20 protein-coding genes, 2 tRNA genes, 2 rRNA genes and 1 riboswitch (1 of these 25 running past the window's edge) are annotated in these 24653 nt (G+C 61.4%); of the genes, 8 read left to right on the top strand and 16 right to left on the bottom strand.

The features are described from left to right. Positions 1-160: ribosomal RNA gene (locus tag AB8841_RS00420) — 23S ribosomal RNA — on the bottom strand (it extends 2649 nt beyond the left edge of the window). Between the two features lie 6 nt (positions 161-166). Between AB8841_RS00420 and AB8841_RS00415 the strand changes: the two genes are divergently transcribed. After that, positions 167-490, top strand: a complete 324-nt coding sequence (locus AB8841_RS00415) for a hypothetical protein (protein ID WP_370433915.1) — start codon at positions 167-169, stop codon at positions 488-490. Here AB8841_RS00415 and AB8841_RS00410 read toward each other — a convergent pair. The 5 genes from AB8841_RS00410 to AB8841_RS00390 form a co-directional block, all read right to left on the bottom strand. After that, positions 456-531, bottom strand: a tRNA-Ala gene (locus AB8841_RS00410). The genes AB8841_RS00415 and AB8841_RS00410 overlap by 35 nt on opposite strands. An 8-nt stretch (positions 532-539) precedes the next feature. Then, a tRNA-Ile gene (locus AB8841_RS00405) sits at positions 540-616 on the bottom strand. A gap of 159 nt (positions 617-775) precedes the next feature. Further along, positions 776-2262 (bottom strand): 16S ribosomal RNA (locus tag AB8841_RS00400). Together the 16S and 23S rRNA genes with 2 tRNA genes alongside form the textbook arrangement of a ribosomal RNA operon. 1850 nt (positions 2263-4112) lie before the next feature. Beyond that, positions 4113-4895, bottom strand: a complete 783-nt coding sequence (locus AB8841_RS00395; RefSeq protein ID WP_370433914.1) for a glucose 1-dehydrogenase — start codon at positions 4893-4895, stop codon at positions 4113-4115. After that, positions 4852-5862, bottom strand: coding sequence for a sugar-binding transcriptional regulator (locus AB8841_RS00390; protein WP_370433913.1), 1011 nt, complete (start codon positions 5860-5862; stop codon positions 4852-4854). The genes AB8841_RS00395 and AB8841_RS00390 overlap by 44 nt, the downstream gene beginning before the upstream one ends. A 184-nt stretch (positions 5863-6046) precedes the next feature. On the opposite strand from AB8841_RS00390, the gene AB8841_RS00385 reads away from it, so the two are divergent. From AB8841_RS00385 to AB8841_RS00355, 7 genes are all read left to right on the top strand, one after another. Then, the gene (locus tag AB8841_RS00385) at positions 6047-6925 is read left to right on the top strand and encodes a transketolase (RefSeq protein WP_370433912.1); all 879 of its coding nucleotides are present in this window, start codon (positions 6047-6049) and stop codon (positions 6923-6925) included. Then, complete coding sequence (locus tag AB8841_RS00380; protein ID WP_370433911.1) at positions 6925-7890, top strand: transketolase family protein; 966 nt, start codon at positions 6925-6927, stop codon at positions 7888-7890. The genes AB8841_RS00385 and AB8841_RS00380 overlap by 1 nt, the downstream gene beginning before the upstream one ends. Positions 7891-7892: 2 nt before the next feature. Continuing rightward, a complete protein-coding gene (locus tag AB8841_RS00375; protein WP_370433910.1) occupies positions 7893-9431 on the top strand; it encodes an FGGY family carbohydrate kinase in 1539 nt (512 codons plus the stop codon). Position 9432: 1 nt separating this feature from the next. Then, entirely contained in the window at positions 9433-10410 is a 978-nt protein-coding gene (locus tag AB8841_RS00370; RefSeq protein WP_370433909.1) for an ABC transporter permease, read from the top strand. 101 nt (positions 10411-10511) lie between these two features. Next, complete coding sequence (locus AB8841_RS00365; RefSeq protein ID WP_370433908.1) at positions 10512-11450, top strand: sugar ABC transporter substrate-binding protein; 939 nt, start codon at positions 10512-10514, stop codon at positions 11448-11450. Between the two features lie 205 nt (positions 11451-11655). Next, entirely contained in the window at positions 11656-13161 is a 1506-nt protein-coding gene (locus AB8841_RS00360; RefSeq protein WP_370433907.1) for a sugar ABC transporter ATP-binding protein, read from the top strand. 13 nt (positions 13162-13174) lie between these two features. Beyond that, a complete protein-coding gene (locus AB8841_RS00355; RefSeq protein ID WP_370433906.1) occupies positions 13175-13942 on the top strand; it encodes an SDR family oxidoreductase in 768 nt (255 codons plus the stop codon). A 177-nt stretch (positions 13943-14119) separates the two neighbouring features. On the opposite strand, the gene ribB is transcribed toward AB8841_RS00355, so the two are convergent. The 10 genes from ribB to AB8841_RS00305 form a co-directional block, all read right to left on the bottom strand. Continuing rightward, positions 14120-15226, bottom strand: coding sequence for a 3,4-dihydroxy-2-butanone-4-phosphate synthase (gene ribB / locus AB8841_RS00350; protein WP_370433905.1), 1107 nt, complete (start codon positions 15224-15226; stop codon positions 14120-14122). A 113-nt stretch (positions 15227-15339) separates the two neighbouring features. Beyond that, positions 15340-15792, bottom strand: a complete 453-nt coding sequence (locus AB8841_RS00345) for a 6,7-dimethyl-8-ribityllumazine synthase (RefSeq protein ID WP_370433904.1) — start codon at positions 15790-15792, stop codon at positions 15340-15342. A 79-nt stretch (positions 15793-15871) separates the two neighbouring features. Further along, a riboswitch (FMN riboswitch) is annotated at positions 15872-16015 on the bottom strand. A 446-nt stretch (positions 16016-16461) separates the two neighbouring features. After that, positions 16462-17937, bottom strand: coding sequence for an aldehyde dehydrogenase family protein (locus tag AB8841_RS00340; protein WP_370433903.1), 1476 nt, complete (start codon positions 17935-17937; stop codon positions 16462-16464). A gap of 2 nt (positions 17938-17939) precedes the next feature. Beyond that, positions 17940-19133, bottom strand: coding sequence for a fumarylacetoacetate hydrolase family protein (locus tag AB8841_RS00335; RefSeq protein WP_370433902.1), 1194 nt, complete (start codon positions 19131-19133; stop codon positions 17940-17942). Positions 19134-19185: 52 nt separating this feature from the next. Continuing rightward, a complete protein-coding gene (locus AB8841_RS00330) occupies positions 19186-20091 on the bottom strand; it encodes an NAD(P)-dependent oxidoreductase (RefSeq protein WP_370433901.1) in 906 nt (301 codons plus the stop codon). Positions 20092-20415: 324 nt separating this feature from the next. Beyond that, positions 20416-21333 carry a dihydrodipicolinate synthase family protein gene (locus AB8841_RS00325; protein ID WP_370433900.1) on the bottom strand — a complete coding sequence of 306 codons (918 nt, stop codon included), beginning with the start codon at positions 21331-21333 and terminating at the stop codon, positions 20416-20418. A gap of 133 nt (positions 21334-21466) precedes the next feature. Then, positions 21467-22270: a transporter substrate-binding domain-containing protein gene (locus tag AB8841_RS00320; protein WP_370433899.1), complete on the bottom strand. Its 804-nt coding sequence runs from the start codon at positions 22268-22270 to the stop codon at positions 21467-21469. Positions 22271-22338: 68 nt separating this feature from the next. Further along, positions 22339-23067: an amino acid ABC transporter ATP-binding protein gene (locus AB8841_RS00315; RefSeq protein WP_370433898.1), complete on the bottom strand. Its 729-nt coding sequence runs from the start codon at positions 23065-23067 to the stop codon at positions 22339-22341. A 12-nt stretch (positions 23068-23079) separates the two neighbouring features. Continuing rightward, complete coding sequence (locus AB8841_RS00310) at positions 23080-23724, bottom strand: amino acid ABC transporter permease (RefSeq protein ID WP_370433897.1); 645 nt, start codon at positions 23722-23724, stop codon at positions 23080-23082. 9 nt (positions 23725-23733) lie between these two features. Beyond that, positions 23734-24417 (bottom strand): amino acid ABC transporter permease, encoded by a 684-nt coding sequence (locus tag AB8841_RS00305; RefSeq protein WP_370433896.1) that lies wholly within the window; start codon positions 24415-24417, stop codon positions 23734-23736. Between the last annotated feature and the right edge of the window lie 236 nt (positions 24418-24653).

Genomic DNA, 24653 nt, shown 5'->3' with positions numbered 1-24653 from the left:
GATGTCGTCACAATACAAAGGGTCGAAGGTGGGTTTCCCCATTCGGAGATTCTTGGATCAAAGCTCGTTCGCAGCTCCCCAAGACTTATCGCAGCGTACCACGTCCTTCATCGCCTCTCAGCGCCAAGGCATCCACCAGATGCTCTTACGACACTTGATTACTCTCATGATCGATGTCCGCTCGGCAGCGGCCATCGACCCAAAAGAAAGACCTGTCTTCGGATTGCTCCAAAGACATGTTTTGCTTGCCAAAGCATATCCGGCGCACCTGGCTGCGGGCCAGGGCTGGTTCGCGGGACTAGGTTGCCCGCTGGCCGAATATGCCGCCTCTTTACGATTTCAAACATCCGCGCCGCTCCCCCACAAGAGGGGAGGGCCCGAATTCGACAAGATCCCGCGCGCCCCAAGCGCGCAGAATTCCGGAACCACCCATCACCACCATCGCACCAAAGCAATGGTGGAGCCTGTCGGGATCGAACCGACGACCTGAAGCTTGCAAAGCTACCGCTCTCCCAGCTGAGCTAAGGCCCCGTTGACAATGGTGGGCCTGGGACGACTCGAACGTCCGACCTCACCCTTATCAGGGGTGCGCTCTAACCACCTGAGCTACAGGCCCGATCCGCCGTTAAACGGCAGGGTTTTCCGGAGAAGAAGAAGCGAAGACGGCAGCGTCCCGCAAAATAGGGTCTGACTTGACCCTGTATGTTCCAAGCGTTCCGATGTGAGCGACAGCCTGTTCGAGAACAGGAGCACCCAATCAAGAGAACATCCTTAGAAAGGAGGTGATCCAGCCGCAGGTTCCCCTACGGCTACCTTGTTACGACTTCACCCCAGTCGCTGACCCTACCGTGGTCGCCTGCCTCCTTGCGGTTGGCGCAGCGCCGTCGGGTAAGACCAACTCCCATGGTGTGACGGGCGGTGTGTACAAGGCCCGGGAACGTATTCACCGTGGCGTTCTGATCCACGATTACTAGCGATTCCGCCTTCATGCACTCGAGTTGCAGAGTGCAATCTGAACTGAGACGGCTTTTTGGGATTAGCTCCCCCTCGCGGGTTCGCTGCCCATTGTCACCGCCATTGTAGCACGTGTGTAGCCCAGCCCGTAAGGGCCATGAGGACTTGACGTCATCCCCACCTTCCTCGCGGCTTATCACCGGCAGTCCCCCTAGAGTGCCCAACCTAATGATGGCAACTAGGGGCGAGGGTTGCGCTCGTTGCGGGACTTAACCCAACATCTCACGACACGAGCTGACGACAGCCATGCAGCACCTGTGTTCCGGCCAGCCGAACTGAAGGAGAATGTCTCCACTCCCCACACCGGACATGTCAAAGGCTGGTAAGGTTCTGCGCGTTGCTTCGAATTAAACCACATGCTCCACCGCTTGTGCGGGCCCCCGTCAATTCCTTTGAGTTTTAATCTTGCGACCGTACTCCCCAGGCGGAATGCTTAAAGCGTTAGCTGCGCCACTGACGAGCAAGCTCGCCAACGGCTGGCATTCATCGTTTACGGCGTGGACTACCAGGGTATCTAATCCTGTTTGCTCCCCACGCTTTCGCGCCTCAGCGTCAGATCCGGACCAGTCAGCCGCCTTCGCCACTGGTGTTCTTGCGAATATCTACGAATTTCACCTCTACACTCGCAGTTCCACTAACCTCTTCCGGTCTCAAGCCTTGCAGTATCGAAGGCAATTCTGTGGTTGAGCCACAGGCTTTCACCCCCGACTTACAAAGCCGCCTACGCGCCCTTTACGCCCAGTGATTCCGAACAACGCTAGCCCCCTTCGTATTACCGCGGCTGCTGGCACGAAGTTAGCCGGGGCTTCTTCTGCGGGTACCGTCATTATCGTCCCCGCCGAAAGAGCTTTACAACCCTAAGGCCGTCATCACTCACGCGGCATGGCTGGATCAGGGTTGCCCCCATTGTCCAATATTCCCCACTGCTGCCTCCCGTAGGAGTTTGGGCCGTGTCTCAGTCCCAATGTGGCTGATCATCCTCTCAGACCAGCTACTGATCGTCGCCTTGGTGGGCCATTACCCCACCAACCAGCTAATCAGACGCGGGCCGATCCTTCAGCGATAAATCTTTCTGCTCTCGCACGTATCCGGTATTAGCCCAAGTTTCCCTGGGTTATTCCGAACTGAAGGGCACGTTCCCACGCGTTACTCACCCGTCTGCCACTCACCCCGAAGGATGCGTTCGACTTGCATGTGTTAAGCCTGCCGCCAGCGTTCGTTCTGAGCCAGGATCAAACTCTCAAGTTGAACTTCAGAATTCGATCTCGACTGTTCGTCTTGAAAACGCAAAATTGACAGAGCACCTCTCACTCCGGCCAAAGCCAGAGCGGTGTACTCACCAAAAGCGCAAGACCATGGTCGATGTCTTGTTCAAAGCAGCCCCAAAGGGCCGCCGCAAGGACACCGCCGCCTGCGCTTCTTCTTCCTTCTTCACTTGTCAAAGAGCAAAACCCAACCCGAAGGCCGGAAGCGACCCGCCCCGAAGAGCGCCCGCCCGGGCAGCGCCCCCAGGGCCGCCGCCGATGAACAGGTGTTTAGCGAAGTCCTTTCCGAAGGTCAACTACAATTATGAAGTTTTTTATCGGACCGAATTTCGATTCCGCAGGCCTTCAGTAATCAGGACAAACTTCACCGTTCGCAAAGATCAATTTGTCTTTGCGTTTGCTTAGTCTCAAGCCGCTTATGTGACTTGAAAACTTCTGCTGTCCGTCAGAGGAGCCGCGAGGACTTGTCATTATGACAGTCTCGGCTCTTGCCGTTGAGCGGAAACTTGCGTTTCCGCTCGACCGCCAGCCGGTGCGGTTCGCGAGGAACCTTGCCGATGCGGTCTGCGATGAAGCCTGCCTGGATCTGAAATCCGGCGGGGCTGCGGATATGTCGATTAGCCGGCGCTTTGTCAACACCTCGTCTCGCGAAGGCTGCGTTTTCTTTCTGCCTGCGATGGAGGCGCCGAGCGTGCGGGCCTGGAGCGGCCTGTGGAGAGGAGACCATCGGATTGCGAGGCCGGAACGGCCCGGCATCCGTCGGCACGCCATTCTGGCTGCCATTCGGATTTGACCTCCGCGTGGAGGCTGGGGAGCCGGGCGGTCAGGGCTATGGGCTTTTTGCCGGCAAGCCGGCTGCGTGCTCTTCCAGGACGCAGCCGGACCTCTCGGAGTATCATGTGGGCCGTAAACCGGGCCCGCGTGGTTCCGCCTGAAGCATCGGACGTGAGGCCGAACCCACGTCCAGTGTGCCAAATCTATGTTTGTTGAGCTTCTTTTCACGCAAAACCGGTTCCGGTTTTTGCGCTCGGTGCTCTCATCAATAGGTCCGGTAATGGGTACGATACGGCCGTCCATAATCGTCTTGGTGTCTGGGCCCGCGCTCCCAATGAGGAGGCGGGGCATGGCGGCCGCCATCCCATCGCCCGGGTCCTCTATCGTGCCTGCGGGCAATAAAGGCGCAACGCTTAGGCACTCCATAGGCAGGATCGCCAAAGACGCTGTTCGAGCATGGGACCCCTCCCCCACGCACGAAGCGTTCGACACTTCGCCCGGGCACCCCGTAGATGACGCGGGTCGGATAAGGCACGCGACAGAAGCCGCCCTCCTGCGCGCAGGGGATCAGTCCCTGGACCTGGGCATGAGCTCCCATCGCGAACATCGTACCAGAGGCAATTACCGCTGTTGCCAGCATTCCGCGCAACATGTCGTTCTCCCATCAATGACGAACAACGTTACGCAGCCAGGCGTAAACGCATCCCTAACGGCGATGCCTCGCGATCCTGAGCGAGCGGTCGATCGGAAACTCGTCAATCGATATCCAACGACGGGATAAGCGCCCTGGTTGCGCCATGGGACAGGCGAGGATGCAAGCCGTCGGTAACACCGGAACTGCTTCAGGAGGCTGCACCCGCCGTGTCCGATGCTGTAACCCTATGCTCGTGGGCATCTTTCACCCAAAACCGGCAACCGCTTTTACGGCCGATGCTCTAAGCGCTTACGTCTCGGAACTGCCAGAAGCGGCTGTTTCGATGGTACGTCGTATCTTTTCGTAAGCCTCAACTCCGCCACATGTCGGGATCGGGCGCATCCGCCGGGACTGTCGGGTAGTCTTCAGGACATCATGAGCCCGCCGTCGACGTTGATCGTTTGCCCCGTGATATAAGCCGCGTCGCTGCTTGCAAGAAAGGCCACGAGGCCGGCGACGTCCTCGCCCGTGCCGGCGCGGCCCATTGGAATACCCTTCACCCACTCGGCCATGAGTTCGCCTGGCTTGTAATCACCGAGGAGCTTTCCCCAAGCCTGGTCGTTGTAGGCCCACATATCCGTGTCGATAATTCCCGGACAGAAGGCATTCACGGTGATGCCCTCCTTGGCGAGTTCCTTGGCCAGGCTCTGGGTTAATCCCACTACTCCGAACTTCGACGCGGCGTAGTGGGGGGTGAAGACGAATCCCTGTCGCGCCTGTCCTGAAGCGGTGTTGATCAGGCGTCCCCCGCGGCCATGCTTGCGGATTCGTGCGATCGCCTCCTGACAGCACAGGAAGACCCCTTTCGTATTCACGTCGAGGATCTTGTCCCACTCGGCCTCGGTCATGTCCTCGACACGAGCAATCGTGATCACGCCCGCGTTCTGGATGGAGATATCCACGGAGCCGAAGGTACGCTCCGCTTCGTCGTAGAGCGCTGCGATGCTCCGTTTGTCCGTCACGTCGGCTATGACCGCGTGAGCCGATCCACCCGCGTCCCGAATGCTTGACGCAACGCTTTCAACGGCCGGCTCGTTGGCTGCGACAACGACGGAAGCTCCCTCATCGGCAAATCGTCTTGCGATGGCGGCACCAATTCCACGGCTACCGCCCGTGATGACGACTGTCTTCTGCGTGAAGCGCTTCATGTCTCTCTCCCAACGGCTGGTCTTCCGCGAGCCTCTCTGCCGTGAACCGGTCAGTGATCAGAACGTCGACGTAGCCTCCAAGAAGTGCAGCCCGGATTGCTGTCGCCTTCCTGGCGCCACCGGCGACGCCGATGACACGCGGTACCGAGCGCAACTCCTCCAAGGATATTCCGATCACTCTCTCGTCGAGCGGTCCGTCCATGGGACGTCCGTGCCGATCGAAGAACCTCACACAAATGTCGCCGACGGCTCCTCGGCGTTCGAGATCCTGCAGCTCTTCGTGCGTAAATGTATTACCCGAATTGGCCAGCATTACGGAGGGCTGCAGCGCGCCGATGCCGACAAGGGCTACCGTCACCCGGCGAAACTGATCCATGGTCGACCTGACGTAGGAATCTCCGAGCACGACCAGCTTCGCCGCCGACGAACTCGCGACGCCTTGCGCCGGAAGAAGCAGAGGCTTTGCACCCGTCAATTCGGCGAGCCGGGTCGTGAGCTGTGTTGCATGGCTCTGGACTGCGGGGTTACCGATTCCGCCGAGCATTTGCACGACGTTTTCCGCGTGCCGTTTGGTCGGGTGAATGCTCTCCACCATCCGCAGGAGCGAGGCACTCCAGGACGAGATGCCGATGACCTCGCCGTCGTCCAGGGTCGTCTCGAGATAGTGGGCAGCTGCCGTGCCGACGGCCGACAGAATCGCATCCTCCTGATCGGCAAAGCATTCGGTGACGATCGCCTCCTGAATACCGTAGTGATCGCGCAGCCGAGCCTCAAGGTCAGGAAACGTTCCACGAGGGGCAACGACCGTCTTTCGCACGATACCGATCTGTTCGGCCTTCTTCAGCAGCCGTGAAATCGTCGCCTGGGAGATATGCTGACGCTCGGAGATCTCTGACTGGGTCAATCCATCGAGATGGTACAACTGAGCAACCCTCAGGATCATTCTCAGTTCGTCGGCTCGGGCCATAGCTACTCCAGAAACACTGTCGATGCATAATTATTCACGTTCCGTTAGAAGTCCAGCATCTCCTGATGCGGTGTAGGTGGCCTACCCCCTTCGTATAGGTGGAGTGGATCCGCATTGACCGGGCCCCACTGTCCGCTGTACTTTGAAATTATAACATATAATGAATAATTATTCAGGAGGAAGCATGAGCGACGGCCCTGTCCGGCCAGAAATGCCGGAATTGCTGACTCTGGACGACGTAAGGCTCCTCAGCTCCGCTGAGCGCTCCGATTATCTCGCATCGCTGGCGCGCCACGTCCGTCGCTCGATTGTTCGGACGATCGACGGGGCTCGGGCCGGCCACATCGGAGGCGACCTATCCGTCACCGATGTCCTGACGACGCTCTTTTTCGGGATCCTCAAACTTGATCCTCAGAACCCGCAGGACGGCGATCGAGACCGCTTCATTCTGAGCAAGGGGCATTGCTCGGCTGCGCTTTACTCGGTGCTGGCTCTCCGCGGCTTCATCCAGCAGGAGGCCCTCTCGACTTTTATGAAGCCGCTCTCGGCCCTCAACGGACATCCCAACCGCCGCAAAGTTCCCGGCGTCGAAGCGAACACCGGGCCACTCGGCCACGGCCTTCCGATCGGTGTCGGCTCGGCCGTTGCGTCAAAGCTGTCAGGCCGGAACTGGAACACCTTCGTGGTGTTGGGAGACGGCGAACTACAGGAAGGGTCCAACTGGGAGGCCGCGATGGCTGCGGGCCATCGTCGACTGGACAACCTTGTTGCGATCGTCGACCGGAACCGGCTGCAGCAGGGCGCCCGCACCGAAGACACGAACAGCCTGGAGCCTCTCGCCGACAAGTGGATCGCATTCGGATGGCAGGTGGAGTCGATCGATGGTCACGACCATTCCGAACTCTACCGCGTGTTCTCGCAGCCACGTCGGAACCGGCCGCTCTGCATCATTGCGAATACCATCAAGGGTAAGGGCGTTTCTTTCATCGAGGACCGCGTCGAGTGGCACCACAAGGTTCCCTCGCTCGACCAGGTGAAGATTGCGATGGAGGAGCTTGCCTGATGGCTACGGAAACATCGACACCCACACGAGAAGGCGCGCCACCCACATTCGATTGCCGCCAGGCCTTCGCCGAGACACTGCTTGAACTTGCCGCGCAGGATCTCCGGATCGTGGCGGTCTGCAATGACAGTGTCGGTTCCAGCAATCTCACCAAGTTCCAGTCGACATTCCCGGATCGCGTGATCAATGTGGGCATCGCCGAGCAGAACATGGTCGGTGTTGCGGCCGGCCTCGCGAATGGGGGCTTTGTGCCCTTCGTCTGCAGCGCGGCGCCGTTTCTCACCGGCCGGGCTCTCGAGCAGATCAAGGCCGACGTTGCCTATAACGGCTATCACGTCGTCCTGTGCGGCATGAGCCCGGGCGTCAGCTACGGCGAGCTTGGCCCTACCCATCATTCGATTGAAGACATCTCATGGCTGCGCGCCATCCACGATCTCGCTGTGGTTGTGCCTGCAGATCCCGAGCAGACCGGCGCAGCCGTTCGATGGGCTGCAGCAAGCGGCATCCCGTCATTCCTTCGGATTGGTCGTTTCAAGGTGCCTTCCGTCAGTCAAGGGCGCGACAGTCCCTTCTCGTATGGCAGGGCCGATGTCCTGCGTGACGGCCTTGATCTGGCCATCGTTGCGACGGGATCGATGGTCTCGCGCGCGCTCGATGCCGCCGACCGTTTGTCCGAACAGGGTCTTTCGGCACGCGTCATCAACGTGTCGACGATCAAACCCCTCGATGAAGCCACGATCCTGGCCGCAGCGGAAACGGGGGCGATCGTCACCGTCGAAGAGGGCACGGCCGAAGGTGGGTTGGGCGCTGCGGTCGCAAGTCTTGTTGTCCAACACGTGCCCGTGCCGATGCGTATCCTCGGTGTGCCGAACTTTGCTCCGACTGGTGATCCATCCTTCCTGCTTGATCATTTTGGCTTGAATGCCGAGGGCATCGCCTCGGCCGCGGTCGAACTCAGGAGCTAGCCGTGGCAAGCCCGCTGATCCTCGCCATCGACCAGGGCACCAGCTCCACAAAGGTGCTCCTTGTCGATCGGGCGGGCGTCATCCGGGCGCGAGGTCAGGCCAGTATCGGGCAGGCGACGCCGAATCCCGGTTGGGTTGAGCAGGATCCGTCCGAAATCTGGGACAGCGTCAGGCGGGCCGTTGCCGAGACGGTGACGCCCGAGGTGGCCGCGCACATTGTCGGAGTGGGACTGAGCACGCAGCGCGAGTCCTGCGTCGTGTGGGATCGCCGGACCGGCGAGCCGTTGAGCCCGGTCCTTTCCTGGCAGGACCAGCGCACAGCCTTGCTGTGCGAAGCCATCCGGGGCGCTGGACAAAGCCAGCAGATCCGGAGAACGACGGGCCTGCCGCTGGATCCGATGTTCTCGGCCGCCAAGGCGAAATGGATTCTCGACAGGATCGATCCGGACCGGGCAAGAGCTCGCCGCGGCGAACTCGTTGTCGGAACCATCGACGCTTTTCTGCTGTCGCGTCTGGGAGGCGAGCCGCTCATCGAGGCTGGGAATGCCTCGCGCACTCAACTCGTCGATGTGCAGACCTGCGCGTTCGACCCCGCGCTTCTGGACCTCTTCGGCGTGCCCGAGGGAGCGCTCCCAAGGATCGTCCCTTCGACGGGGCCCTTTCCGACGGTAGCAAACCTCCTGCCCCTTCTCGATGGAACGCCGGTTCTCTCGGTTCTGGCGGATTCGCACTCCGCCCTGTTCGCCCATGGTGCTTTCGAACCCGGTCCGGTCAAGGCGACCCAAGGGACAGGCTCTTCGGTCATGGGATTGCTGGGACCTGTTGTGGCCGCCAACCCGGACCGGCTGCATGCCGGGATCTGCCGAACCATCGCCTGGTGGGTCGATGTCCCGGCGCTTGCGTTCGAAGGCAACATCCGCTCCGCCGGATCGACACTCGTCTGGGCCGCCGATCTGCTCGGAATCGATCCGGCCGGGCTTGCCCGGCTCGCCGCGGCTACGCCAAGCGCCGGCAATGTGCATCTGGTGCCGGGCTTCAATGGGCTCGGGGCTCCCTGGTGGGATAGCGCCGCAGTGGGCTGCCTTTCCGGCGTGACGCTCGGGTCGGGACGGGGCGTCGTAGCGCGCGCTGCGCTGGACTCGATCGCGCACCAAATCGCCGACGTGATCGATGCGGTTCGCGACAGCGGCGTGCCGGTCAGCGGGCTCATGGTCGACGGCGGCCCGACCCGCAATGAGCAGTTGGTGCAGTTCGAGGCCGACATGGTCGGCCTCCCGGTGTTTCGCACGGAGACGGCGGAACTCTCCGCGCTCGGAACCGCCCATCTCGCCGGCCTCCAGGCGGGGCTTTTCTCGTTATCGGATCTCGCGGGACTGGAACGCCCCGGGCGCACGTTCATGCCGGCCCAATCCGAAGCCGACAGAAGGTCGGCTCGAGCGGCGTGGCTGGGCGCCGTCAGGCGCGCCCGTCTCGTGCCGGAATTACAACAAATGCCGGATCATCAACCGGCTGCGGCCCAAAGTGGTCGAGGAGGAAACTGAGATGACGGCGATTACAGCATCAGGTGGACAGCGGACCAGGCCTTGGACGCTGAAACTGGCCGGCGCCACCGGGCCGTTCGTGGGCTTGGTGGTGTTGATCGTCTTTCTGTCCTTGGCGACGGAGACATTCTTCTCCTTGCGGAACTTCCTCAATGTCATGGATCAGATCACCGTCATTGGCGTGATGGCCGTCGGAATGACGATGGTGATCCTGATCGGCGGCATTGATCTTTCGGTCGGATCCGTTCTCGCGCTTTCTGCGATGGTGATGGGATATCTGGGGAACCATCTCGGTGTTCCCTTTCCTCTTGCCATTCTGCTGGCACTCGTCGCCTCCGCGCTCTGCGGCGCCGTCTCCGGGCTGATGATCACGGTTCTTCGCATGCCGGCCTTCATCGCGACCCTCGCGATGATGTCGATTGCCCGCGGGATCGCGAGCATCATCACGAATGGCGAGCAGATCATCGGATTTCCGGACTGGTTCTCGAACCTCGCTATTATCCGGCACTTCGGCTTCGTGAGCACCACCGTCGCCGTCATGATCGTGTTGACATTGGCGGCCTGGGCCTTCCTGACGTTCAGGCCTTCCGGACGCGCACTTTATGCGATCGGCGGCAGCCATGAGGTTGCGCGGCTTGCCGGCATCCGGGTGCAGGGTGTCACGGTTGCCGTCTACACCTTCAGCGCGGTGATGGCCGGTCTTGCCGGAGTCATCATGTCGGCACGGCTCGACTCGTCGCAACCCAGTCAAGGTCTGGGCTATGAGCTGGACACGATCGCTGCCGTGGTGATTGGCGGCGCAAGCCTGACCGGCGGCGTCGGTGGCATCGGCGGCACCGCCGTCGGCGTTCTGATCATCGGGTTTCTGCGAAACGGGCTGAATCTTCTGCACGTCTCGCCCTTCGTTCAACAGATCATCATCGGAGTCGTCATCGCCGTTGCCGTGTCGGCCGACACGCTCCGCAAGCGGACGCGCTGACCGAAGAAATTCGCCCGGGTAGGCGAAGATCGGTCCGAAAGGACCAAGGGAAACACCCGCAAGCCACGGGAAAGCGCGCGGGGCTGAAGGAGGAAGAAAGTATGTCGACGATCCAAAAGCTGCTGATTGCCGCCGTCTCTGCCGCCGCCATCGCCAGTGCGTGCGGCTCCGCAAACGCTGCCGAGGCCAAGACGATCGGGCTGGCCGTGGCGAACCTGCAGGCCAACTTCTTCAACCAGATCAAGCAAGCTGTGGAAGCCCAAGGCGCCGAGAAGGGGCTGAAGGTCATTACGGTGGACGCGAAGGGCGACGCTGCCACTCAAGTCAGCCAGATTCAGGATCTTCTGGCCCAGAACATCGATGCCCTGATCTATATTCCGGCAGGCGCAACGGCGGCGGCTGTACCGGTCAAGGCGGCGAAGGCCGCCAATATTCCTGTCGTTAACATCGACCGGAACGCAGAGGGCGCCCCTGGCGATACGTTTATTGCGACCGATAGCGTCGCATCGGCCCGGCAGGTCTGTGACTACATCCTGAAGCAGGCTGGCGGAAAGGGCGAGATGCTCATCATCCATGGCCAGAAGGGCACGACCCCGGAAGTGGATCGCACGAAAGGATGCTCCGAGGCCCTTGCCAAATATCCCGATGTGAAGGTGGTCGGCGAGCTCTGGAGCGACCAGTGGCACCAGGACGAAGGCTTCAAGCTGGCCTCCGACCTGTTGCAGGCCCATCCGAATGCTTCGATCATCTTCGGTCAGGCCGACGCCCTTGCACTTGGCGCCGCTCAGGCCGTCAAGGTCGCCAACCTCGGGCACCGGATTTGGATCGCCGGGTTCGACGGTGACACGGCTGCGCTCGAGGCCCTCAAAAATGGCGTCTTCGACGTCACTGCAACCCAGCAGACCCAGAAGATGGGCCGGATGGGCGTCGATGCCGCCATTGCGCTCGCAAAAGGCGAGAAGCTTCCGCCCGTACAGCTCCAGGACGCAACCCTGACCACCAAGGAGAACGTGGACGCGTTCATCAAGAACCACCCCTAGAGCATCGGACGCGGGAAGTGGACTCCACTTCCGGGATTGAATCCGATGCTCCCTTCTTGGGGGAGCATCGTTCTAAGCGGAGAACCGGGGCCACTTTTCGCTGCGCGGCCTGCTGGGTCCGCACAATGCGCTAAGAGCCTTCGAAGAGGTTCGCAGTCAGGATGGCGCCTCCCGCGCCATCCTCGGCAGATGGAAGGGACAGCGGATGACCCTCGCGAGCAGAACGGGGCATAACGGCCCAATCCTCGCACTGCACGGTGTCGGGAAGAAATACGGGCCGAACACGGTCCTTTCACGGGTCAGCCTGGAGGTGAACCGCGGAGAGGTCCTCGCGCTTCTGGGCGAGAACGGGGCCGGCAAGTCCACCCTCTCGGGCATCGTGGCAGGCCTGACGGAACCTTCGGAAGGAACGATGACCTGGCGAGGCGTGGCTTACGCGCCATCCAGTCCTGCCGATGCGCTCGCGGCCGGGATTGGTCTCATTCACCAGGAAATGCGACTTCTTCCCGATCTGTCGATTGCCGAGAACGTGTTCGTCGGCAGGCTTCCCACATCGGTCGGACGGGTCAATCGCAGTGAAATCAATCGCCGTTCGGCTGAGCAATTGCAACGGCTCGGCCTCGACGTGCCCCCGACAACCCTCGTGCGGGACCTCAGGGTTGCCGCACAACAGCAGGTCGAGATTGCAAAAGCCCTCACGCTAAAGGCCGAGTTGCTCATTCTTGACGAGCCCACTGCTGCTTTGGGTGGAGATGAAACCGATCGCCTCTTCGAGCAGATCGAGAAGCTGAAGGCGGAAGGCGTATCCTTCATCTATATCAGTCACCGGCTCGACGAAATCGCCCGCGTGGCCGACCGCGTAGCGGTCCTGCGGGACGGCGCACTCGTGGCCACATACGAGACGGCTCAAGTTCCGGTCCAACGCCTTGTCCATGACATGGTCGGACGCCCACTCGACAGAATGTTCCCGGCCCTGTCGGACGTTGCCGGCGGGCCGCTCCTCACAGTCGAGAGCCTGACGAGCGCCGAAGGCGCCTTCAAGGAGATCAGCTTCGAAGTCCGGGCCGGAGAAGTCTTCGGGATCGCCGGGATCGTCGGCGCCGGACGCACGGAACTGGTTCGCGGCATCGCCGGAGTCGATCCCATCTCCGCCGGCCGGGTTCTTGTCGGGGGAGAGCGCCTTTCGCTCCGGAGCCCGCGCGATGCGCTGGATCATGGTATCGTCCTCGTGCCCGAAGATCGCAAGGCTCAGGGCGTGATCCTCGCCCAGTCCATCGCAGACAATCTTCTGGTCGGGAATTACAGCGATGTGACCCGCGGCGGATGGATCGTTCCAGGCCGTGTTCAGAATTTCGCCGCAAGGATGATCGGTCGCTTCGGGGTGAAAGGCGCGCCGGACCAGCAGGTCAACGAGCTGTCCGGTGGCAACCAACAGAAGGTGGTCATCGCCAAAAGCATCGCCCGACGGCCACGCGTCATCATTCTCGACGAGCCCACGCGCGGTATCGACATCGGTGCGCGAGCACAGATCTATGAGGTCATCGCGGAACTCGCGCGCGAGGGAATGGCCGTTGTCGTCGTCAGTTCCGACCTCGACGAGGTTCTGGGACTTTCCCATCGCGTGATGGTGCTCAGTCGAGGCTGCAACCGTGGTGTCCTCGACCAAAAGGACGCCGGGCGGATCGCCGTCATGGAACTCGCCACGATGTGACATCAGGGAGAAGATGATGAAGTTGTTCAGCCTGGAAGGCGACGTGGCGTTTGTCACCGGAGCGGCAAGCGGCATCGGCCAGCGGATCGCGATCGGACTTGCCGAAGCGGGCGCCGATGTTGCTTTGTTCGACCTGCCGAGCTCGACTGCGATCAATGACACCTTGCGGGCTATCGAAAGTCTCGGCCGACGGTCGATTGCGCTGGGCGGCGACGTGACGAGCGGCGCCGATCTCGAGCGGGCCATGGCTCGGGTCGAAAGCGATCTGGGTCCACTGACCTGCGCGGTGAACTGTGCGGGCATCGCGAACGCGAACCCGGCGGAGGAGATGCCGCTGTTCCAGTGGCAGAAGGTGATCGACATCAACCTGACCGGCGTGTTCCTTTCCTGTCAGGCTGAGGCGCGGGCCATGTTGCCCCGCCGCCGAGGCTCGATCGTCAACATCGCCTCGATGTCCGGCTCGATCGTCAATCGAGGATTATTGCAAGCGCACTACAACACCTCGAAAGCGGGCGTGGTGCATCTGTCGAAGAGCCTTGCGATGGAGTGGGCTGAACGGGGGCTCCGCGTCAATGCGATCAGCCCGGGTTATACTCTGACACCCATGAATCTTAGGCCCGAGGTTGCCGAACAGCGGAAGGTGTTCGAGGCCGAAACGCCACTGCAACGCATGGCTACCGTGGACGAAATGGTGGGCCCGGCCATCTTCTTGCTGAGCCGGGCCGCGTCATTCGTGACGGGCGTCGACCTTCTCGTCGATGGCGGCTTCGAGTGCTGGTGACTGGAGGCCTAGAGCATCGGACGTGAAAAGTGGAATCCACTTTTGGGATCGAAACCGATGCCCCCTTCTTGGAAAGAGCGCATCGTTCTCGCGAAAAACCGGGGCCACTTTCTCGCACGATGCGCTAGGCACCCGTGTCACGGAGCCTAGGCCCATCGTTAGATTGCAACATGCATCTTAATGTTGAACGAGCGTGGTCCCGACAATCTCGATGCCGAAGCCAGACAGCCCGACATACTGCCGGTGCTGCGTGGCGACGAGAGAAATCGAGGTCACACCGAGATCCCTCAGGATCTGCGCTCCGAGCCCGACTTCGCGCCAGCGCTTCATCCTGATTTGAGTGCTTTGATGCCGCTCCACGCCTTCGTCCGATGACGGATCCTGATCAAAAGCCGCGATCTTCGGATCACGGACAAAAATGATGACGCCTCGTCCGCTCGCCTTGATTTGTGGAAAAGCGTTTTCAAGCCAGAGCTGTGATGTCGTCTGACTGCCGAACAGGTCGCGTAACGGTTGCTCGTGATGAATCCGGCACGGAACACCCTTCTGCTCGGAGATATGGCCGAACACGATGGCAAGGTGCTGTGTCGTTTCAAAAGCAGATGCATAGATGTGCGCCGTTGCGGGCCCTATCGGGGTTGCCACGGTCGTTGTCTCGACTCGGGAGACAAAAGGCTCGCTGCGAACACGATGTTCAATCAAGTCTTCGATCGAGATGATCTTGAGGTTGTGCTCTTTCGCGAACTCCAGCAGTTGGGGCAGGCGTTTGACCGTTCCGTCATCGTTGACGACCTCCGCCAAAACGCCGACCTCCTCCAAGCCGGCAAGCCTGGCCAGGTCGATCGCAGCTTCCGTATGCCCGGATCGTGTGAGAACGCCGCCCGGCTTGCTGACAAGCGGAAACACATGGCCGGGACGCAGGAAGTCGGTGCTCACGGAGTTGTTGTTGGCGAGGGCCCGCAACGTACTTGATCTCTCGTCTGCGGAGATCCCCGTCGTCAATCCGACCTTGTAATCGACCGATACCGTGAAAGCGGTCCGCATAGGGTCGCGATTATTGGCAACCATGGGCGCCAGGTTCAGGTGATCCGCACGCTGAGGCGACATGGGAGCGCAGATGATGCCGCTGGTGTGACGCACCATGAAGGCAATCTGCTCAGGCGTCGCCTTGGAGGCCGCCATAATCAGGTCCCCCTCGTTCTCGCGGTCGCCGTCGTCCACGACAACGATGAGCTCCCCGTTCGCGATGGCTTCAATCGCTTCCCTAATCGTGTTCAAATTCATGGAAATTCCCCTTGCGTCAGATCGTCGATCTGACAGCCGGCCGGCTCTCTTTGACGAGCCGGCGCGGCGATCGCAGGATCAATGGCTGAAGATTGAGCATCCAGCGGCTTTGGTCACTCTGCTGCCACCCTTTGGGCCCCCAAAGCAGCGCGTGTCCTCATAATCATCAGCGCTGCCTTCGCGGCCTCGCGGCCTTTCTCGACAAAATGGGCGCGATAGATCTGCGAATGGTGCTCGGTCTCTTGATACTGGTGGGGCGTTAGGGAGACGGAAAGAACGGGCACGCCGGTGTCCATGCCGGCCCGCATCAGGCCGTCCACCACCGCTTGCGCCACGAACTCATGGCGGTAAATGCCCCCGTCGACGACGAATGCGGCCGCCGCAACAGCAGCATATTGGCCCGACGCAGCAAGATCGCGAGCCAGCAACGGCATCTCGAATGCGCCTGGAACGTCGAACACATCAACCTGTTCGGACGGAATGAGTTCGCAGAATCCTTCGAGGGCCCGATTGACGATATCGGCATGCCAGTTGGCTTTGATGAAGGCATAGCGGGCGTGTGTCACGGTGATCTCCTTGATAGTGCATTGACACGTCACCCAAGGCGATCCCGAGCAACCGCGCAGCCTGAGGCTTGCACAGTTGGCACGTTCTCTCTCATCCGGACTATAACCGTCGGCTCAGGCCTCTCACCTGATCTGCTGACCCTTCCGGAGGAAGGCGCTCGCGGGCTCGCAGAGTTCACTGCATACCGCCGGTAGGGACTTCCACCCCGCCCTGAGAACGCGGGCAAACTAGATGGAAAACCATAATGTGACAAGGAAGTCGTTGTCACATACGCAGAGTTCGGGGGCTTTGCGTGTCGATCTCCATTTCAGCCCGTCCGTCCGGGACTTCCGAGACCCGGACAGATGCTACAACGTTCTGCCCTTGCTGTGAGACCTTGTGTCGGCGAAGCTGGATAGCGAAGGCAGAACAGCCGCAGGGGCGCGGCTGCATAACCGCTAAGCTGATAGGTGATCAGCCGCTTGGGCGTGCAGCCCTGACTCTGGCGAACGAACACTTCCGCACCGCTTGATGGCTTGTGGGCAAACATCAACCTCGGCGACCTGGAGGCCGGCAGCCGCCAGTGCATCGGACCCAAGGTGGAAATTCGCCTTTTCAGGTGGGCGTAGCGTCAGACGCTATGCGAGACACGCCCACGCGTGCCTCGCTCCTTGCGTCACCAGCCCGCTCTACTCGCTGCCCTTGGTCTTGGGCACGTAAGGTCCGTTGCCGTCGAAGGTGTAAGCGGTCTTGACCGTGGTGTAGAACTCCTGCGCGTAGCGGCCCTGCTCGCGCGGCCCATAGGACGAACCTTTGCGGCCGCCGAACGGCACGTGATAGTCGACGCCCGCGGTCGGCAGGTTGACCATCACCATGCCGGCCTCGGCATGGCGCTTGAAGTGGCCGGCATGCTTCAGGCTCGTGGTGCAGATGCCCGACGACAGCCCGAACGGCGTGTCGTTGGCAATCGCCAGCGCCTCGTCATAGTCTTTGGCCCGGATCACCGTCGCGACCGGCCCGAAGATCTCCTCGCGCGCCACCCGCATGCGGTTGTCCACCTCCGTGAACAGCGCCGGCGAAAGATAGAACCCGGGCGCCTCGCGCTTCAACAGCTCGCCGCCGGCCACCAGCCGGGCGCCTTCGTCCTGGCCGATCCTGATGTATTTCAGGTCCTGGTCGAGCTGGCTCTGGTCGACCACCGGGCCGATCTGGGTGCCGCTTTTCAGGGCATCGTCGATCACCAGCCCCTGCATGCGCGCCTGCATCGCGGCCACGAAGCGGTCGTGAATGCCCTCCGTCACGATCAGGCGCGAGGACGCGGTGCAGCGCTGCCCGGTCGAGAAGAAGGCCGAGTTGACGGCGCACTCGACCGCCACCGTCAGGTCGGCATCGTCGAGCACCACCATCGGGTTCTTGCCGCCCATCTCGAGCTGGACCTTCTTCATCGGGTCGGCCGTGATGCAGGTCTGGGCGACCCGGCGGCCGGTCGGCACCGAGCCGGTGAACGAGATCGCGGCCACCTTCGGGCTCTGCAGCATGGCCTCGCCGACCACCGAGCCCTTGCCCATCACCAGGTTGAACACGCCCGCCGGCACGCCGGCCCGGATGATGATCTCGGCGAGCGCATGGGCGGAGGCCGGCACCAGCTCGGCCGGCTTGAACACCACGGTGTTGCCGTAGGCGAGCGCCGGCGCGATCTTCCAGGCCGGGATCGCGATCGGGAAGTTCCAGGGCGTGATCAGGCCGACCACGCCGACCGGCTCGCGGGTGATCTCGACGTCGACGGCCGGGCGCACGGAGGCCAGCTTGTCGCCGGCCATGCGCAAGGTTTCGCCGGCGAAGAACTGGAAGATCTGGCCGGCGCGGGCGACCTCGCCGATGCCCTCGGGCAGGGTCTTGCCCTCCTCGCGCGAGAGCAGGCGGCCGAGCTCGTCCTTGCGGGCCAGGATCTCGTCGCCGACCGCCTTGAGGAGGTCGTGGCGGGTCTGGATGGAGGAATGCGCCCAGGCCGGGAACGCCTCGTAGGCGGCATCGATGGCGGCCTGCGCCTCGGCGGCCGAGGCGCGGGCGAACTCGCCGATCACGTCCTGGGTGTTGGACGGGTTGAGGTTCGGGGAGGCCTCGGACGCCCCAACCCATTCGCCCGCAATATAGTTCTTCGTCATCGTCAATCTGCCTGGTTCGTGTTGATGAGACCGCGCTGTGCGAGGTTGCGCATGAGGGCGCTCAAGCCGAAGGTCCATGGCTCGCATTCCGAACTCGGCCGGATCCGGTTGACGAGCGTGCCGAGTTCCGGCGCCGCAATCGTGACCTGATCGCGGCTCTTGTGCGTGAACCCCATGCCGGGCTCGTCCCGATCCTGCGTCGGCGCGAACATGGTGCCGAGAAACAGCACGAACCCGTCCGGATACTGATGGTGCGGACCCAGCGTCTGGGCGACCAGATCGGCCGGATCGCGGCTGATCTTCGTAATGGAGGACGCGCCCTCGAGCCGGAATCCGTCCACGCCTTCCACCGTCAGCGTCACGGTGGTCCGGCGCACGTCGTCGAGCGAGAAGCTTTCGTCGAAGAAGCGGACGAACGGGCCCAGCGCACACGAGGCGTTGTTGTCCTTGGCCTTCGACAGCAGCAGGGCGGAGCGGCCCTCGAAATCGCGCAGGTTCACATCGTTGCCCAACGTCGCCCCGACGATCCGGCCCTCGGCCGTGACCACGATCACCACTTCCGGCTCGGGATTGTTCCAGGTCGAGTGCGGGTGCAGGCCGGCATCCATGAACGGCCCGACGGCCGACAGGGTCGGGGCCTTGGTGAACACCTCCGCATCGGGCCCGATGCCGACCTCGAGATACTGGCTCCAGGCGCCTTGCGCGACCAGCACCTGTTTCAGGGCCATGGCCTCGGGCGAGCCCGGCTTAAGCCGGCTGAGATCGTCCCCGACCAGGCGCAGGACCTCGGCCCGGATCGCGGCGGCCGCCCCGGCATCGCCCCGGGCCCGCTCCTCGATGACGCGCTCGAGCATCGACACCGCGAACGTGACGCCGGCGGCCTTGATCACCTGGAGGTCGATCGGCGCCAGCAGCCAGGGCTTTGATCCGTCGCGGTGGTCGGAGGACGTATTGGCCATGAGCTCGTCGAGGGAGGCGATCCGCTCGCCCGGGGCGCTCTTGAGCGTCCGCGCCGGATCCGCCACGGCGGCAAGGTCGCTCATGGTGGCGCAGGTCGCCGAGATGTCGACCACCCCCTCCTGCCGGATCGCCACGACACAGGGGCCGACACCCGGCCGCCAGACCCGGCCCGCGAGCGCCCCTCGATAGCCGTCAACCGGCAGAATTTCGCCAGCGGTCGTCGCCCTTGCACTCATCCTCGACACCTTTCGTGCAACGTGATCATTGTCGGCCTCCTCATGTGTCGCTTTAGTCCGCTCGGACGCGGGTACCGTTGATCTCGCCCATCACATCGAACAGGTGTGCGATGTATTTGTCCCCGTGTCCCAAGGCGGTCGCAAGAACGAAGGTCTGGTGGATGGCCTGTGCGACGAAGGCCGTAGCCGGCGCCATCTCCGCGAGATGCGTATACGACCGCATATCTTTTACAGCGTTGCGCAGCGCGAACTTCTGATTGGAATCGTCTCCCTCGAGAACAAAGGGGATGAGGCGGTCGAAGGTCCGGCTATGAGCGCCACTCAAACGGCATAGGTCGGCGAAGGAACGCAGATCGAGGCCAACTTTCGCCGCCGCCGAGAACGCTTCAGCCAGAATGACTGCATTGCCCTGCGCGATGAAGTTATGAATGAGCTTTGCCTTGTGCCCTGACCCGATGGGACCAAGGTGATGAATGGTTTCGGAGTAGGACTCCAGCACGGGCCGAAGGTCGTCGACGACAGCGGCATCGCCGCCGATAAGGACATTGAGGCGACCTTCCTCGGCTTCCTTGGGGGTGCGGTTCACGGGAGCATCGACATACATTCCCCCCCGCGCCCGAACGGCGGCCTCGGCGCGCACCGCGAAGTCAGGATCGCCGGTGCTGCTGTCGACCACAACGAGGCCAGGATGCATTCCCTCCAGAAGACCGCCCGGACGGTTGAGGACATCGTCGACCTGAGGCGAGCCCGTCACGCAAAGGATGACCACGTCGCATTCCCGCGCCAGGTCTGCGGCTGTGGCCGCCTCCTTGGCCCCCCGGGAAATCAGATCGTCAACGGGCTTCCGGTTGCGATGGGCCAATACCGTCAAGGGAAATCCCTTGGCACGGATATTCTTCGCCATTCCGGTTCCCATCAAACCGAGACCAACAAAGCCGATTCTTTTAACGGAGTTCATCACAAATCCTTTCCTCGGGGCCTGCCGGGTCGACCGGACCGATAGGCGGAAGACAATTCGAACCTCTTCAAGGCGAATCCGAAGGCAGCTCACGGGGAGGTGAGGCCGATCCTGATCTCTGACGATCGAGTGCAATACCCAATCCGGAACAGCATCGGATGTGGGTTCGGTTTCACACCCGATGCTGTAAGACGGGTCGGCTTGGATCGCCACCGCCGATCCCCAGCTCGACTGGCGGTTCTCCATCTGGGCGATAGACTAACAGCTCCCATCAAGCAGGAGAACCGCCCGGTCGAGACAAGGCTGTCCGTCGAGGCCTCCCTGTTACAGCCCCCAGCGCAGCACGAGCGGATCGAGGCGGCGGGCGATCTCGATGAGGCCCTTGCGGGTTTCGGGATGAAGCGGCTGGAGCGGATGGCGCACGAAGTCCGACCGGATCACGCCGCCTTCCTTCATCAGCGCCTTGGCGGCGGAGAGGCCGCACTGGCGGTTCTCGTAGTTGATCAGAGGCAGCCAGCGCTCATAGGCCACGAGGGCTCCCTCGCGGTTGCCGGCAAAGTAAGGATCGATGATCTGGCGGATGCCGTCGGGAAAGCCCCCGCCCGTCATCGCGCCGGTCGCGCCCGCATCGAGGTCGGCCATCAGGGTGATCGCCTCCTCGCCGTCCCAGGGGCCTTCGATGGCGTCGCCGCCGAGCGCGATGAGCTCGCGCAGCTTGCCGGCGGTGCCGGCGACCTCGATCTTGAAATAGGACACCTGGGCGATCTCGCGCGCCATCCGGGCCAGGAAGGCCGGCGACAGGGCGGTTCCGGCCATGGGTGCGTCCTGGATCATGATCGGAATGCTGATCGCATCCGACACCCGGCGGAAGAACTCGTAGATGCCGGCTTCCGCGACGCGCAGCGTCGCCCCGAAGAAGGGCGGCATGATCATCACCATCGCGGCGCCAGCCTCCTGCGCCCGCTTCGAGCGCTCGGCGCAGATATCGGTCGAAAAATGGCTCGTCGTGACGATGACCGGCACTCGCCCGGCCACATGGTCCAGAACGGTGTGGGTCACGCTCTCACGTTCGCTGTCGCTGAGCAGGAACTGCTCGGAATAGTTGGCCAGGATGCACAGACCATCCGAGCCCGCATCGATCATGAAATCGATGCAGCGCTTCTGCCCCTCGGGATCAAGGCGACCAGCGTCGTCGAATATGGTCGGAGCCACCGGATATACGCCGCGATACAGTCGGTTCATTCTTGCCACCTGCAAAAAATTCTCATGCGGACGGCGCACGCGCAACGGCGCCGTCCGGGTTCAGGGTGTTAGAGAGTGAGTGAACGAAAATTACGAAAACCATTCTCCTCCCTATGAGGAGAACGCCTTATCGTTATTCCATCATCTCGGCCGGCAGGTCCGACTTGAAGTACTTCTTGTAGATCTCGTTCAGCTTGCCGTTCTTGAGGTTGGCCGCCACCCAGTTGTCAACCCAGTCACGAAGCGCATCATCTTTCTTGCGCAGGCCAATGGCCATCGGGTAGGCGGCCATGGTCATCTTGACCTCGAGCTTTTTGGCGGGGTTGGCATCGCGCACCTCGTTGGCGGTGGAAAGCGCCGCAGCAAAGATGTTCTGCTGGCCGGTCGCTACGGCCGTGTTGGTCGTCGCCTCATCCTCATAGCGTACGATCCGGGCGCCGCTGACCGGCTTCAGAACCTTGGTCAGCTCGATGTCTGCCGTGGTGCCGCGTGCGACGGCAATGATCTTGCCATCGAGATCGTTCGCCTGTGCGATCTTTTCGCCAGTAGGAGCCGCGATGACAACCGGGATGACGCCGTAGGGCCGCGAGTAGTCAACGACCTTTTTACGCTCTTCCGTGATGGAGAAAGACGCGATGACGATGTCGGCCTTTCCGGACAACAGGAAGGGAACGCGGTTGGCACCGGAGACCTGGACGATCTCCAGCGGAACTCCAAGATCCTTCGCGAGAAGATTGGCGGTTTCAACGTCCGAGCCGGTCTCCTTCGCCTTATCGTCAAGCATGCCGTAGGGCGGATGGCTGACATCGATCGCAATGAGGATCTTGCCGCGCTGCTTGATCGTGTCGAGCGTATCTGCCCGGACGGCTGCAGGCAGCAGCGCAACGGCCAGACCAAGTCCAACGGCGGTTCGGCGGGTGAAGTTCATTTTCGGCATCTCAGGTCCTCCCTAGTCGTGTGTTTGCCTAGTCGTGTGTTTGCCGTGAAAGCGGCTCGTGTTGTTGGCTAAAGGCCGTTGCCAACGAATTGCTGAAGTTCCGGGGTCTTCGGGTTGCGAAGGATGTCGCCCGGGCCCGTTTCCCAGACCTTTCCGTGGTGCATGAAGATGAGCTGGCTGGCGACGCGTTCGGCAAAGTTCATTTCATGCGTCACCAGAACCATCGTCATGCCGCTTTGAGCGAGCTTCTCGATCACCTTCAAGACTTCCCCGGTCAGTTCGGGATCGAGTGCCGACGTTACCTCATCGAACAGCATCAGCTTCGGCTTCATCGCGAGCGAACGGGCAATCGCGACGCGCTGCTGCTGTCCTCCGGACAGTTGCTCCGGATAGCTATCGGCCTTGTCGCTGAGGCCAACCTGCAGAAGCACCTCTCTGGCGAGGTCCTTGGCTTCGGCAGCACCGATCTTCTTCACCCGACGCGGAGCCAGGGTAATGTTCTCCGAAACGGTCAGGTGCGGGAACAGATTGTAGCTCTGAAAGACGATCCCGACGTCCTGGCGAAGAGCGCGGAGATCGAACTCTCCTTCGTGGAGGGCTCTGCCACACACGTAGAGTTCACCGCTATTGATCTGTTCCAAGGCATTGATGCAGCGAAGCGCCGTGCTCTTTCCAGATCCGCTGCGACCGATCAGGGCGGTCACCGTGCCGCGTTTGATCTCGAGAGAGACGTCCTTCAGCACTTCCAGGGCGCCAAAAGACTTACGTACGTCTTTGAAATGAACCATCGGCTCCATTGGGAAGTTCTCCTATGCGCGCTTCAGCTTGCGCTCGAACCGCCGGCTCATCACAGACATCGGGTAGCAGATGACGAAATAGAGAACCGCCGCGATGGTGAATACGGTGAACGGCTTGTAGGTTGAGTTGTTGATGACTTTTGCCGAGTAGGTCAGATCGAAGAAGCCGATCACGACCGAATACGAGGTGTTCTTGACGATCTGGACCAGGAACCCGACCGTCGGCGGAATGGCGATGCGCATGGCCTGAGGGAGAATGACGTCCGCCAGTCGCTGCATCGGAGTCAGAGCCAGGCACTCGGCAGCCTCCCATTGGGTCTTCGGCACGGCCTCGATGCAGCCCTTCCAGATCTCGCCGAGATAAGCACCCGAATACGCCGTCATGGCAAGGCCGGCAGCCACCAAGGCCGGTAGCTCGAAGCCGCTGATGCTCAACCCGAAATACACGACGAACATGATCACAGGCAGCGGTATTCCCTGTACCAGCTGAACAAAGGCGCTCGAAACCGCTCGCAGTACCCACACGCGCGACGAGCGCGCCAGTGCGATGGGCAAGCCGATGATCGTGCCGCCTACGAATCCCATCAGGGACAGAACGAGGGTCCAGCCAGCACCGCGCACGATATAGAGAAGGTGATCGACAGTCAGACCAAGCATGATGCAGCCTTACAGGGGAGTACCAAGGCGCCGGCGCCGGGGAAACGCCACGGTCGCTAGGCCCAGCAGGACGGCCCTGAGGAGCGTGACGAGCGCGAGGTAGACAACGGCGATAACGACGTAGACTTCGAAGCCGCGGAACGTGAACGACTGAATTTGATAGGCGACGCCTGTGAGCTCGGGAGCAGAGATCTGCGACATGATCGAGGTCGCGAGCATCATCAAAATGAACTGGCTCACGAGAGCCGGGTAAACGCGCTCGACCGCCTGCGGCAACTGCACATAAAGGAGCATCTGCCAGCGCGAGAGCGCGAGGCACGAAGCCGCCTCGACCTGCCCCTTCGGGATACTCTCAAAGCCTGCCCGCATGATCTCGGCGGTGTAGGCCCCCACGTTGATGACGAGCGCAATAACAGCGGCGTAGAAGGCATCAATGCGTATCGAAAGAACCGCGAGACCAAAGAATAACCAGAAAACCTGAATGACCAGCGGTGTGTTGCGGATGGCCTCCACATACACGGTCGTTGCGCGCTGAAGCCAGGGTGGCCCGTATAGGCGCCCAACGGCGCAAGCCGTCCCAAGGATGAACCCTGGAATGATGGAAATAGCCGTCATCCAGAGCGTTAACAGAGTGCCATTCCAAAGATCTGGCCCGTACTCATCCAGAAAACTGAAGTCAAATTCATAGATCATTTTATTGATAGCGCCCTTATCAGGGTTTAATCGCCACTTACGGTATTATTGACGCCGACATAAGTCGCACAATACCGCTGTTAAACGCTTAAGTGACTTCGCATAACAACTAAATTGCGCTCAATCATCGCATTTCCTCCGTCCTACACTCTCACGGTGCTATTGACATTTTTTTGGTAGCATGGTGGTACATTGCGTGCAATAGCCATTTTTGACAGGCGCTCGCTCTGTCGACC

It is taken from the genome of Microvirga sp. TS319 (assembly GCF_041276405.1).
Taxonomy (GTDB): Bacteria; Pseudomonadota; Alphaproteobacteria; order Rhizobiales; family Beijerinckiaceae; genus Microvirga.
The sequence above is the reverse complement of the archived record's forward strand: the minus strand, read 5'-3'. Positions and strand labels throughout refer to the sequence as shown.

Bases quoted from the DNA above. Each gene is read 5' to 3' on its own strand.
- AB8841_RS00330 (WP_370433901.1), bottom strand. From the start codon at position 20,091: ATGAACTCCGTTAAAAGAATCGGCTTTGTTGGTCTCGGTTTGATGGGA.
- AB8841_RS00355 (WP_370433906.1), top strand. From the start codon at position 13,175: ATGATGAAGTTGTTCAGCCTGGAAGGCGACGTGGCGTTTGTCACCGGA.
- AB8841_RS00315 (WP_370433898.1), bottom strand. From the start codon at position 23,067: ATGGAGCCGATGGTTCATTTCAAAGACGTACGTAAGTCTTTTGGCGCC.
- AB8841_RS00365 (WP_370433908.1), top strand. From the start codon at position 10,512: ATGTCGACGATCCAAAAGCTGCTGATTGCCGCCGTCTCTGCCGCCGCC.
- AB8841_RS00395 (WP_370433914.1), bottom strand. From the start codon at position 4,895: ATGAAGCGCTTCACGCAGAAGACAGTCGTCATCACGGGCGGTAGCCGT.
- ribB (WP_370433905.1), bottom strand. From the start codon at position 15,226: ATGAATTTGAACACGATTAGGGAAGCGATTGAAGCCATCGCGAACGGG.
- AB8841_RS00310 (WP_370433897.1), bottom strand. From the start codon at position 23,724: ATGCTTGGTCTGACTGTCGATCACCTTCTCTATATCGTGCGCGGTGCT.
- AB8841_RS00320 (WP_370433899.1), bottom strand. From the start codon at position 22,270: ATGCCGAAAATGAACTTCACCCGCCGAACCGCCGTTGGACTTGGTCTG.
- AB8841_RS00335 (WP_370433902.1), bottom strand. From the start codon at position 19,133: ATGAGTGCAAGGGCGACGACCGCTGGCGAAATTCTGCCGGTTGACGGC.
- AB8841_RS00380 (WP_370433911.1), top strand. From the start codon at position 6,925: ATGGCTACGGAAACATCGACACCCACACGAGAAGGCGCGCCACCCACA.
- AB8841_RS00305 (WP_370433896.1), bottom strand. From the start codon at position 24,417: ATGATCTATGAATTTGACTTCAGTTTTCTGGATGAGTACGGGCCAGAT.
- AB8841_RS00415 (WP_370433915.1), top strand. From the start codon at position 167: ATGATCGATGTCCGCTCGGCAGCGGCCATCGACCCAAAAGAAAGACCT.
- AB8841_RS00370 (WP_370433909.1), top strand. From the start codon at position 9,433: ATGACGGCGATTACAGCATCAGGTGGACAGCGGACCAGGCCTTGGACG.
- AB8841_RS00325 (WP_370433900.1), bottom strand. From the start codon at position 21,333: ATGAACCGACTGTATCGCGGCGTATATCCGGTGGCTCCGACCATATTC.
- AB8841_RS00385 (WP_370433912.1), top strand. From the start codon at position 6,047: ATGAGCGACGGCCCTGTCCGGCCAGAAATGCCGGAATTGCTGACTCTG.
- AB8841_RS00360 (WP_370433907.1), top strand. From the start codon at position 11,656: ATGACCCTCGCGAGCAGAACGGGGCATAACGGCCCAATCCTCGCACTG.
- AB8841_RS00390 (WP_370433913.1), bottom strand. From the start codon at position 5,862: ATGGCCCGAGCCGACGAACTGAGAATGATCCTGAGGGTTGCTCAGTTG.
- AB8841_RS00340 (WP_370433903.1), bottom strand. From the start codon at position 17,937: ATGACGAAGAACTATATTGCGGGCGAATGGGTTGGGGCGTCCGAGGCC.